We start from the raw sequence: 11,100 nt of genomic DNA on the forward strand, positions 1-11,100 counted from the left end.
CTCAACTACCCCCCGGGCTCCCCGTCTTCGCCGGTCGAAAGGCCGAACTCGACTGGCTGACACAGGTCGCCGGTACGGGGTCGCAGGCCGCCGGGGCAACGCGGGCCGTGCTCATCCGTGGCATGCCCGGCGTCGGCAAGAGCACCCTCTCCGTGCACTGGGCGCACCAGATGGTGGACCGCTTCCCGGACGGTCAGCTGTACGTAGCGCTGGGCGGTTTCGAGCCGACCCGCCCCGTCGTGGAGCCCGCCGACGCACTGCGCGGCATGCTCGCCGCGCTCGGCGTGTCCGCGCCGCACATGCCACACGGCGTGGCCGCGCTGAGCGGTCTCTATCGCAGGATGCTCGCGGGCCGGCGCGTCCTCGTGCTCCTCGACGACGCCGTGGACGCGGAGCAGGTACGCCCCCTGCTGCCCGCCGCGCCGGGCTGTCTTGCGCTGGTCACCAGCCGCAACGCGCTCCCCGGGCTGACGGCTTCGGGTGTACGGCCGCTGCGTCTGGAGCCGCCGTCCGTCGAGGACGCGCGCGAGACGCTGGCCCTGCGGCTCGGAAACGACCGGCTGGACGCGGAGCCCCGGGCCGCCGCCGAGATCGTCGCCCGCTGCGGTCGGCTGCCCCTGGCCCTGGCCGTCGTCGCCGCACGCGCCGTCAGCCGACGGGACTTCCCCCTGGCGGCCGTGGCGGCCGAACTGGGTGCAGCCCAGGGCACCCTCGATGCCCTGCCCGCTGTCCGCGCCGCCTTCCTGAGCTCGTACGGCATCCTGTCACCCGAGAGCGCGCAACTGTTCCGGCTTCTGGCCCGTCCAGGGGTGGACGACATCAGCGCGGCGGCGGTCGCCACGCTCGCCAGGCTGTCGGCCCGCGAAACGGGGCCGCTCCTCGGCGAACTCGCCGAAGGCCATCTCCTGACCGAGGCCGCACCCGGTCGCTATGCCCTGCACGACCTGCTGCGCGCTCTCGCAGTGGAACTCGCCGAGGAGGACGGCCGGCCTGACGATTCCTGAGGTCGGGAACGCCAGGCGCCGACGGCCTTGTCACTTCGTTGTCACTCTTTTTGCACATCTGCCGACTTACGGTCCGGACAGCTGACTGACGGTCCCCCGGAGGCAACGGCTGAGCATGACGAGCACCAGCACCAGCACCAGCACGAGCACGAGCACGAGCGAGAGCACGAGCACCAGCACCACTGACACGAAGGCGTTCCGGACGTCCCTGGGCGTCGAGATCGTGACCGGCCGGGAGGCGCCCGCCCGGCTGCCCGGCCAGAGCCGACCGCACCCGGCGCACCGGCTCACCGCCGAGAGCGTGGGGGAGTACCTCTTCGTCGGCCTGAGGGGCCGCGGTGGCCCGCCCGACCCGGAGCCCGCCCGGCTTCGCCTCGCGCCCGGCGACGTCTGCTTCTACGACACGGGAAGCACTCCCACGCTGGATTTCCCGGTGCGATTCACGGCGACGGTGTTCCTCGTCCCCGGTGATCTGCTCGGGCTGTCGGACCTCGACGTACGGCGCATCGCGCGGAGGCCGGTGGCCCGGGCGTCCCGGCTCGGCAACCAACTGTCGCCGCTGTTGTCCGACCTCGCCCGCACCGCGGCACAGGCCCGGCCCGCGGTCGGCGAGATGCTCGCCTGGAACGCCGTGAACCTGCTGTCGACCCTTGCCATCGAACAACTGGAGGCGGAGGCGCCGGGCGCCGGGAGCGCACAGCCGCCGGTTCTGAAGCGGATCCTGGAGTACGTCGAACTGCACCTGCCCGACCCGGATCTGTCCCCCGAGGTCATCGCCCGCGCCCACCACATCTCCGTGCGCTATCTGCACAAGCTGTTCAAGGACGAGGGCGCCACGGTCGGCCGCTGGATCCTGCGCCGTCGGCTGGAGGAGTGCCGACGCGACCTGGTGCGGTACGGCAGCGGCCACCGCACCATCGCGGCGGTGGCCAGATGCTGGGGCTTCCTCAGCGCTCCGCACTTCAGCCGGGTCTTCCGGGCCGCCTACGGGATGTCCCCCCGCGAATGGCGGGAGACCGCGGGCCGCGGTGGTCCGGGAAGCGGACGGGACTGAGCCCGGTCGCCGCAGCGCGGATCCGCTCGGCCACTCCCGGCCTCGTGATCTTCCCTTGCCTCCCCTTGTCCAGGGCGCTCTCGTGTCAGACACCGTGCGCTGACAGGCAAGGCGACGCGGCTTCACTCCGTAGGTTCGATACGACCACGGCGGTGCCGTGATCACGCAGGCCGGCCGGGACGGAGGACAACGTGAAGGCCCTCGCGCACCTGTCCCGGCACGCGCTGGAGGAAGGCGAGGGCCTCGGTGAGCTCCAGGGCGGCATCCAAGTGAAAAAGAGCGCGCCCCGGGTGGCCCGACGGGCGGGAGCTCTCCGACCGGGACAAGGTTCTTGTGGAAGGGCAGCAGTCGTTCGGCACACACCACGTGCGCCGGGCACGCGGCTCGACTCACGGAACGCACAACTGAACATGCGACACAGCAGCACCCCTGAACAACCGACACAGCACAGGAGTCAGCGATGAGCACGGTCACCACGCCGGACGGCACCGTCATCTTCTACAAGGACTGGGGTCCGCGGGACGCCCAGGCGATCGTCTTCCACCACGGCTGGCCGCTCAGCTCGGACGACTGGGACGCCCAGTTGCTGTTCTTCCTCTCCAAGGGGTACCGCGTCATCGCCCACGACCGCCGCGGGCACGGGCGCTCCAGCCAGCCCGCGAACGGCCATGACATGGACACCTACGCCGCCGACGTGAACGTGCTGACGGACGCCCTGGAACTCCAGGGAGCGGTGCACGTGGGGCACTCCACCGGCGGCGGCGAGGTCGCGCGCTACGTGGCGCAGGCCAAGCCCGGCCGGGTCTCCAAGGCGGTACTCGTCGCGGCCGTCCCGCCGGTCATGGTGAAGAAGGACAGCAACCCCGAGGGCACCCCGATCGAGGTCTTCGACGGCTTCCGCGCCGCCCTCGCCGCCAACCGGGCCCAGTTCTTCATCGACGTCCCCGCCGGGCCGTTCTACGGCTTCAACCGGCCCGGGGCCGAGGTGTCCCAGGGGCTCATCGACCGGTGGTGGTGGCAGGGCATGATGGGCGCGACGAACGCGCACTACGAGTGCATCAAGGCCTTCTCGGAGACCGACTTCACCGAGGACCTGAAGAAGATCGACGTCCCCGTCCTCGTGATGCACGGAACGGACGACCAGGTCGTGCCCTACGCCGACTCCGCCCCGAAGTCCGCCGAGCTGTTGAAGAACGGCACGCTCAAGAGCTACGAGGGCTACCCCCACGGGATGCTGTCCACGCACCCCGAGGTCCTCAACGCCGACATCCTCGCCTTCGTGGAAAGCTGAGCCGGGCGGCACCCGCCACGACAGCCGCACGCTCACAGACGCACTCCCCGGCGGCGTTCTCACGCCGGGTTTCCTCGGCTGCTTCGTCCGGCACCCAGCCGGCCGAAGCAGCCGACGCGTGCGAGGGCGTCGACGTGGCGGGGCTGACGCCTGCTCGACGCCGGCGCCCTGAAGCAGGCGTCCACCGTGGCGCCACACACCCTGTAGGCGGAGACGCGGGCGGAGCGGTAGCGATCCCCTCCCACTCTCCATCGGCCTCCCGGTCCCCCTCACGGTCCGTGCCGCCACCCCCTCACGGAACCCAACCTCGTAGACGCGCTCCTGGCTGCCACGAACGCGTGACGACCGGCAAGGCTGAGTCGAGCCCCCGACACCCGTCCCGGCTGCGACAAGCAAATCGTCCAGCCGCACGCAAGCCGGCGCCCGAAGAATGGAACCTACTAACTCCTGAATTTCCTATGGAGCGGGAGGAACCATGCTGGGAAATCTGGTGTTCGTCGTGGGTGACAATCTGGCCGGCAGGTCGGATTCGGTCGACTTGGTTCCTCTGTCTCGGCTCGGTGCCCTGCTCGATGCGGAACTGGCATCCGGCACACCGCCGGTGATCGTGCCCGGCCAGGGCATAGAGGAGTACGAGATGGAGATCCTGCGCAGTGCGCTGCGCAGGCGTGGGCTGCCGAAAGAGCTCCTGGCGGACGTGTCGTTACCGCCCCCGCTGAAGCACTGGGAAGTGCACAAGCGGAACCCCGACAACGTCCTGATCGCGGGACTGCAGAGGATTTCGGAGAACCGGTTCGAGGCCGCGCTCAGGATCTCGGACCGGCAGGAGATGATCCTCGACCACACCACGGGATCGCACATCACGGGCATGGTGATCACGGAGGTGGTGCGGCAGATCTCGCTCGCCGTCGGGGAGCGTTTTCTGCTGACGCCGTCCCGCACGCCCCGCCGGTTCATCCTGAATTCCCTGCAGACGTTCTTCCACAGGTTCCTGCTTCCGCTGCCGACCCGCCTGGAGTACACGGTCGAGAAGGTGACGCACAAGGGCCCGGACCGGCTGCGGTTCACCGGCCGGTGCGACGTGGTGCAGGCGGATGTCCTCGCCGCTTCGGGCTCGATGGACATGGTGGTGATGGAGGAGTCCCGGGCCGAGGAGATCGAGGCCCGCCAGATCCACGAGACGACGCATGCCCTGGCCGAACTGCGTGAGTGGCCCGTGCTTCAGGAGACGGAGAGCACGCCGCGCCTGCCCCTGTGATCGAGGCCGCGACTTTCACCGGCCCGCACAGGGCTGTCGGCGGCCGCCGTTCCCACCGCGGGCTGCCTTTCCCACGCTTCCCGGAGGTTCCCTCTTTCATGAAGTGGTTCCTACGCAAGTATCCGATGTTCGTGCTGGGCGCCTGTCTGGTGGCGACCGTCACCACGATGGTGCGCGGGCTGCTCGACTTCTCCGATCCGTGGCACCGGCTGGCGGCGCTGCTCGCGGCCCTCCAGGTGGTGTGGCTGACGCTGGAGACCTGGACGACCGTGCGCAGCTCGCAGTCGACGGAATCGGCTACCGACCGCGGCACCCTGTACGTGTACGGCACCGCGCGCACGGCAACGCTGGTGGCGGCCTGTCTGGGGGCCGGCGACGACCAGACGTACCGGCCGTGGCTGCTGGCACTGCCCGTCGTCTTCGTGGCCGCGGTGGGCCTGCGGCTGTGGGCGATCCGTACGCTGGGCCGGTTCTACTCGCATCGCGTGCGTGTCCTGGGTGACCACCAGATCGTGCGGAGCGGCCCCTACCGGGTGGTCCGCCACCCCGCCTACCTGGGGATGGCGGTGGCGCACATCGCCTACGTGCTGTTCTTCCTCAACACCTACAGCGCAGCGGCGCTGATGGTCCTCCTGACGGCCTTGGCGGTACGCATCCTGATCGAGGAACGCACGCTGCTCACGCTGCCCGGCTACTCCGACTACGCGGCCACCCACCGTCGCGTCATTCCCTGGGTCTGGTGAGGCGGCCATGAAGCTCCGCCTCATCAAGAGCCGCCGGATGCTGCGTGGACGAGACCTGCTGGCCGAGAAGCAGGTCGGACCGAAGTTCGCCCGCCAGGCGCGGATGGCCGCTGCCGGGTTCCCCGTTCCGCGGTTCTTCTGCCTGTCCGCCTCGGTGTTCACGGACGTCCTGAGGCCGATCCGCGACGAACTGGACGCGCTGCTCGCCACGGTGGACGCGGCCGACGCCGAGGGCGTGCAGAGGAAGGCCGCGCAACTGCGGGAACTGGTGCTCGGCGTACCGGTTCCGGCCGCCGTGGAACGGGAGTTGTACGCGACGTTCGACGCCGTCTTCGGCGCCGGCGCCGTGGTGTCCGTGCGCTCGTCCGTGGTCGGCCACGGAAGCCAGGCGGGCGAGGACTCGGCGCAGGACGCCTTCGCCGGGATCAGTGACAGCTTCCTGTACGTCACTCGCGATCAACTCCTCGAACGGGTACGGCAGTGCTGGGCGTCCGCGTTCGGTGCCCAGGCACTCCTGTACCGGGCGGCGCGGGGCAGCGCCCAGCACGGGTTCGCGGTGGCTGTCGGCGTGCAGCGCATGGAGTTCGGGCGACGGTCCTTCGTCCTGTTCACCTGCGACCCCCTGACCGGTGCCCGGGACCGGGTGCTCGCGGCGGGCCTGGGGATCGGCGAGGGGGTCGTGCAGGAAAGGGTCCCGGTCGACCACTACTTCGTCAGCCGCCGTGGGGACACGATCCGTTCGGTGCTCGCGCACAAGACGCAGGCGCTGGAGGAGAACCCGGGACGGCTCGGTGACGGACCGTGCACGGTGCCCGTACCGGAGGAAATCCAGGACCTGCCCGCGCTGTCGGAGGAACAGATCCGGGAAGTCGTGGCCACCGGGGATCGGATCGAGAAGCTCTTCGGCTGCCCGCAGGACATCGAAGGCACCTTCACCGCCGACGGCCGCCTGCACATCCTCCAGGCCCGCCCCGTGGTCCTGGAACTGGACCGGCAACGGTTGTGGAGCAACGCCAACATCACCGAGTCCTATCCCGACGTCACGACCGCCCTGACCTATTCCTTCGCGCAGCGTTTCTACCGCGAGGACTTCCACGACTTCTATCGGCTGCTCGGCGTACCGCGGAGGATCCTGGACCGGCACGAGGGTGAACTCCGCGGCATGATCGGCCTGTTGCGCGGACGGGTCTACTACTCGCTGAGCGTCTGGTACACACTGCACGGACTGAGCCGGACCTTCCCGCTCTGGCGCGGCAGCTTCGAGCGGATGATGGGCATGTCACCGTCGGTGACGCACGTGACGCCGACACCCCCGCTCACCGACTTCGCGACTCTGCCGGCCACGACGAGGACCCTGGCACGGTTGGCGTGGCGGGTGCTGACGCACGGCAGGGCGGTGCGGCGGTTCGACTCCTGGTGGGAGGAGGTAATCCAGCACCACCGGGAGGCCGCGAAGAGCGCCGATCCTCTGCAACTGACACAGCTGATGCGGTCGTTGTGGAAGGAGGCCGGTGACCGCTGGGGCATCACGCTGGTCAACGACGTCCTGCTCCAGATGCACGAGACCCTGGCCATGAAGATGCTGGAGCGCTGGGTGCCGGGCGCCGACCCGGGGCTGCACAGCGACCTGCTGTGCGGGGGAGAGGAGAACCGCAGCGTCGTCATCCTCATGTCCATCGTGGACATCGCCGAGCACGTGCGCGCCACGCCGGACGTACTGGAGGCACTCGACGTCAAACCCGTCGACGAGGTGTGGGCGGAGATCGATCGAGGTGTCCACGGCGAGGACCTCGCCCACCGCATCCGCGGACATGCCGAACTGCACGGCGACCGGGGTCTGCAAGAGCTGAAGCTGGAGGTGGCGGTCCCCCGCGACCAGCCCTCCCAACTCCTGCGCATGGCAGCCGAGTACGCACGCGGCGGCCTCACCCGCGCACTGCTGCGGCAGCGGGAGGCCGATGCCCGGCTCGCGGGCGAGCGCCGACTGGCCGAGCAGCTCGCCGCGCGGCCACTGCGCAGACAGGCGCTGCGCGCGGTGCTGGCCGGTCAACGCCGGCACATCAACATGCGCGAGGACACCCGCTACCGGCGCAGCGAACTGTTCGGCTTCGGCCGTCAGGTCTACCACCGGCTGGGCGCCGACCTGGTCACCCGGGGACTGCTGGAACAGGCCGAGGACGTCGTGCACCTGACGGAGGAGGAGATCCTCGGAACGTACGACGGCACCGCGGTCACCGACGACCTGCGGGGCCTGGCCGCCGTCCGCAAGGCCGAGTTCCACTCCAGGGGCGGCGAACTGCCCATGGACTTCGTGACGATGGGCCCCGTCCGCGCCGCCCTGCCGGAACAGCACCGGGAGGCGGCCGGTTCGGGCGTACTGCACGGACTCGGCTCCAGTGGCGGTGTCGTGCGCGGCATCGCGCGGGTCGTCGCCGATCCGACCGACTTCGCCGATCCCAGCGACGACATGATCCTCATCGCCCGGGAGACCGACCCCGGCTGGCTGTTCCTGATGCTCTCGGCGCGCGGCATCGTCGTCGAACGCGGCACGCTGCTCTCGCACACCGCCATCTCCGGGCGGAAGTTCGGCATCCCGACCATCGTGGCCCTCCCGCACGCCACGACCCGCATTCCCGACGGCGCCCTCGTGGAGATGGACGGCGCGGCCGGCACCGTGACGATCCTGGAAGAGGACGAAGCATGACGCTCACGGGCACTCCCCGCCCCCTGTCCGGCGCACCGAGGCGGCCCACCGAGACCGCCCGCCGCCTCGCGGCCTTCCTCGCGGAGCGGGCACCCTGGCGGGTCTACGCCACCTACGCCGTCCTGTGGGTGTGCGCCCTGGAGAGCACCCTGGCCGTCCTGACGCCCGGCACCGACTGGACGGTGGGAGGCTCCCTGCTCGTCGAAGTGGTCACGGTCTACCTCGCGCTCCTGTTCGTCCGGGTCGTCGACGAACAGAAGGACCTGGAGTACGACCGTCTCCACCATCCGGACCGGCCCCTGCCGCGCGGTGCGATCGACGTGCGGGAGCTGCGGGTGGCGATGGTGCTCATCGTCGTCGCGGAGCTCGGGCTCACCGGCTGGCGCTCGCTGCTGTTGACGGGCTGGCTGCTGTTCGGTCTGCTCTACATCTGTTTCCTGGTGCAGTTGGAGCGATGGTCGGCGACGGTGCGGGACCGGATCTTCGTCAACCTGCTGGTGAGCTATCCGGTGCAGGCGATACTGAGTGTGCACATCTGGCTGTCGTTCCGGGAGGCGACCGGCGGCGGCTCGGCCCCGCACGCGCTGGTGGGCGGACTGTTGTGCATGTTCGTGTTCCTGCACTTCGAGTTCGCCCGCAAGACCGGCGCCCAGGAGGTGCCGGGGGCGACGCTGTACTCGAACGTGGTCGGACTGCGCGGCTCGCTCGCGCTGACCGTGGGGTGCGCGCTGGCCGGGACAGCGCTGGTACTGGCGGTGGTGCGGCCCTGGGAACTGCACGGCGCGGCCGCACTGGCGGGCTGGCTGCCGGTGACGGCACTGGGTTTCCTGGCGACCGGCGCCGAGCGGTTCGCCGCACTGCGCACGCCGACCTGGCCGACCGGGCCCGCGATGGGCTATCTGGCCTGGCAGTACCTCGGATTGTCGGTCGCCGCACTGGCCGTGGTCCGTCCGGGCATCGGCGGATGAGTACCAGGGCGCTGCCGGACACCGTGGAGGAGGTCCGGCTGACGGCCCACGTGGCCGGACGGCTCCGGCCGGAACACTTCGAGACGGCCGGCGTGCCGCTGCGCCGGGCGAACGCCGGGCAGGTGCTGGTGCGCAATCTGCTGCTGCGCGTCGGCGCGGCGACCCGGACCCTCATGGCCGCGGAGCAGGTGCTGCCGATGTCACCCTTCCTGCCCGGCCGGCCCTTGCGGGGTACGGCGCTCGGCCAGGTCGTCGAGGCGCCCGGGACGTGGCTGCGCCCAGGTGATCTGGTCCGGCACGACCACGGCTGGCAGCAGTACGCCCTGCTGCCGGCCGATTCCGTGAGCCGGATCGATCCGGACCGCTGGCCCGACCCGGCGGCCTGTCTGTCGCAGGGGTTCGCGGGCTGGCTGGCGGTCGATCGTGCCCCGGTGCGTCCCGGGGACACGGTTCTGGTCACCGGCGCGGCGGGCGGAGTCGGCACGATCGCCGGGCAGTTCGCGCGCCTGCGGGGCGCCGGGCGGCTGATCGGCACGACGAGCGAGCCCTGGAAGGCGGACCGGCTGCGGAGCGAGCTGGGCTTCGACGCGGTGCTGCTGCGCGGTCAGGGACCGATCGCCGAGCAGTTGCGGTCGGCGGCGCCGGACGGCGTGGACGTGCTGGTCGACACGGTCGGCGGGGAGCAGCTCGAAGCCGCGTTGTCCTGTGCCCGGCGCGGGGCCCGCTGCGCGGTGGTGGGTGCAGTCGGCCGGCAGGCCGAGGGCGCCACCCGTGCCCCTGCCACGCTCGACACCCTCGCGCTGGTGAACCGGGCCATCACCGTGCAGGGACTCACGGTGAGCGACCATCGGGCCAGTGCCGACCGCTGGGAGGCGGAATTCAGCGCCGGGCTGCGCGAGGGAAGGCTGAGCTTTCCGCACGTCCGTCTGGCCGGGCTCCACGAGGCCCCGGGCGCGCTGCTCGATCTGTTGGCAGGCCGCCACCTGGGCACGGTTCTGGTGGAGACCGGGTAGGGGAGAGGACGTACATGGAAGAGATCGTTGCTCTGTACGCGCGGGACGAGCTGCCGGGCCGGCCCGTCGGCAGCGCGCCCAGAGGCCGGATGCGGGCGGACAACCTGCCGCACGCCGCCGCGAAGATCCTCGTCAGGGACGCCTCCGGACGGGTGTACGTGCATCGCCGCACCGCCACCAAGGACTTGTATCCCGGGCTGTACGACGTCTGGGTGGGCGGGGTGGTCACCGCGGGCGAGGAACCGGACGAGACAGCGGAGCGGGAACTGGCAGAGGAACTCGGTGTGCAGGGGTGCGCGCTGCGGCTGGTCGGCCGGCACTGGTTCAGGGATCCGCACACCCATTTCCTGGCCCACCTCTACGAGACGGTGTACGAGCCGGCGGTGCACGGGCCGATCGTCCACCAGCCCGAGGAGGTCGCCGAGGGCTGGTGGCTGACCTGGGACGCCCTCCAGGCCCGACTGGCCGACGCCGACTGGCCGTTCGTCCCGGACGGGCGTGCGCTGCTGGCCCACTACGAAGGGCTGTGCGGGACGTGAGCCCGACACGGGCCGACGGCTCTCAGCAGTACGTCCGCCCGGCGTGCCGGCTCGACCACGGCCGCTTGGATCTTGTGCGAAGTGACGTGCCTCAATGGCACAATCGCCTGTGGACCGGCTCGCACGGTCCGGTGCACCAGGTACGGGGACCCGGTCCGACGCTGTGCCACCGTTGGGCCCGACGCTCCAGGGCGGCCTCGGCCCGCCCACGGTGCCGATCCGCCGACGGTGCCGCGTCACCGTCCGCCACGGACTCTGGAACGACGTCACATGGGAGGCGAACACGTGAGCCGACGTCCCGAATCGGAGCACACGGCTGTCACGGCGGATGTCGGTGCGCGGATTCGGCGGCTGCGTCGGGCGGCGGGCATGTCCCAGGCGGATCTGGCAGGTGACGGGCTGTCACCCAGTTACATCTCCCTCGTCGAGGCGGGCAAGCGGTCGCCGTCGCCCGAGGTGCTCGCGCAGCTGGCCGCGCGACTTCACTGTGACGTGGCGGAGCTGGGGGGTGAGCCCGCGGTGTCCG

At 70.6% G+C, this 11,100-nt stretch carries 10 protein-coding genes and 1 pseudogene; all 11 read left to right on the forward strand.

What is annotated here, in order from left to right; translation table 11 throughout:
- The coding region (locus tag EHS43_RS25235; RefSeq protein WP_260470701.1) for an NB-ARC domain-containing protein at nucleotides 1-1,004 on the forward strand (1,004 nt) is incomplete at its 5' end.
- Nucleotides 1,005-1,119: 115 nt separating this feature from the next.
- The gene (locus EHS43_RS25240; RefSeq protein WP_125193052.1) at nucleotides 1,120-2,058 is read left to right on the forward strand and encodes an AraC family transcriptional regulator; all 939 of its coding nucleotides are present in this window, start codon (nucleotides 1,120-1,122) and stop codon (nucleotides 2,056-2,058) included.
- A 133-nt stretch (nucleotides 2,059-2,191) separates the two neighbouring features.
- Nucleotides 2,192-2,318, forward strand: a pseudogene (locus EHS43_RS48045) (alpha/beta hydrolase); the annotation flags it as partial.
- Between the two features lie 200 nt (nucleotides 2,319-2,518).
- Complete coding sequence (locus EHS43_RS25250; protein ID WP_125193053.1) at nucleotides 2,519-3,349, forward strand: alpha/beta fold hydrolase; 831 nt, start codon at nucleotides 2,519-2,521, stop codon at nucleotides 3,347-3,349.
- Between the two features lie 475 nt (nucleotides 3,350-3,824).
- The gene (locus EHS43_RS25255; RefSeq protein WP_125193054.1) at nucleotides 3,825-4,607 is read left to right on the forward strand and encodes an AfsA-related hotdog domain-containing protein; all 783 of its coding nucleotides are present in this window, start codon (nucleotides 3,825-3,827) and stop codon (nucleotides 4,605-4,607) included.
- 98 nt (nucleotides 4,608-4,705) lie between these two features.
- On the forward strand, nucleotides 4,706-5,350 hold the full coding sequence (locus EHS43_RS25260; protein ID WP_125193055.1) for an isoprenylcysteine carboxylmethyltransferase family protein: 645 nt from the start codon (nucleotides 4,706-4,708) through the stop codon (nucleotides 5,348-5,350).
- Between the two features lie 7 nt (nucleotides 5,351-5,357).
- Nucleotides 5,358-8,054, forward strand: coding sequence for a PEP/pyruvate-binding domain-containing protein (locus EHS43_RS25265; RefSeq protein WP_125193056.1), 2,697 nt, complete (start codon nucleotides 5,358-5,360; stop codon nucleotides 8,052-8,054).
- Entirely contained in the window at nucleotides 8,051-9,022 is a 972-nt protein-coding gene (locus tag EHS43_RS25270) for a hypothetical protein (protein WP_125193057.1), read from the forward strand. The genes EHS43_RS25265 and EHS43_RS25270 overlap by 4 nt, the downstream gene beginning before the upstream one ends.
- Complete coding sequence (locus EHS43_RS25275) at nucleotides 9,019-10,035, forward strand: NADP-dependent oxidoreductase (RefSeq protein WP_125193058.1); 1,017 nt, start codon at nucleotides 9,019-9,021, stop codon at nucleotides 10,033-10,035. Before EHS43_RS25270 ends, EHS43_RS25275 begins: the two co-directional genes overlap by 4 nt.
- 14 nt (nucleotides 10,036-10,049) lie before the next feature.
- Nucleotides 10,050-10,574, forward strand: coding sequence for an NUDIX hydrolase (locus tag EHS43_RS25280; protein WP_125193059.1), 525 nt, complete (start codon nucleotides 10,050-10,052; stop codon nucleotides 10,572-10,574).
- A 270-nt stretch (nucleotides 10,575-10,844) separates the two neighbouring features.
- Nucleotides 10,845-11,100: helix-turn-helix domain-containing protein (locus tag EHS43_RS25285; protein ID WP_148104090.1), on the forward strand; the 256-nt coding region annotated here is incomplete at its 3' end.

It is taken from the genome of Streptomyces sp. RP5T, from assembly GCF_003933965.1.
GTDB lineage: Bacteria > Actinomycetota > Actinomycetes > Streptomycetales > Streptomycetaceae > Streptomyces.

What these genes read in the sequence shown, in the direction of transcription:
- EHS43_RS25240 (WP_125193052.1), top strand. Translation starts at nt 1,120, where the DNA reads ATGACGAGCACCAGCACCAGCACCAGCACGAGCACGAGCACGAGCGAG.
- EHS43_RS25250 (WP_125193053.1), top strand. Translation starts at nt 2,519, where the DNA reads ATGAGCACGGTCACCACGCCGGACGGCACCGTCATCTTCTACAAGGAC.
- EHS43_RS25255 (WP_125193054.1), top strand. Translation starts at nt 3,825, where the DNA reads ATGCTGGGAAATCTGGTGTTCGTCGTGGGTGACAATCTGGCCGGCAGG.
- EHS43_RS25260 (WP_125193055.1), top strand. Translation starts at nt 4,706, where the DNA reads ATGAAGTGGTTCCTACGCAAGTATCCGATGTTCGTGCTGGGCGCCTGT.
- EHS43_RS25265 (WP_125193056.1), top strand. Translation starts at nt 5,358, where the DNA reads ATGAAGCTCCGCCTCATCAAGAGCCGCCGGATGCTGCGTGGACGAGAC.
- EHS43_RS25270 (WP_125193057.1), top strand. Translation starts at nt 8,051, where the DNA reads ATGACGCTCACGGGCACTCCCCGCCCCCTGTCCGGCGCACCGAGGCGG.
- EHS43_RS25275 (WP_125193058.1), top strand. Translation starts at nt 9,019, where the DNA reads ATGAGTACCAGGGCGCTGCCGGACACCGTGGAGGAGGTCCGGCTGACG.
- EHS43_RS25280 (WP_125193059.1), top strand. Translation starts at nt 10,050, where the DNA reads ATGGAAGAGATCGTTGCTCTGTACGCGCGGGACGAGCTGCCGGGCCGG.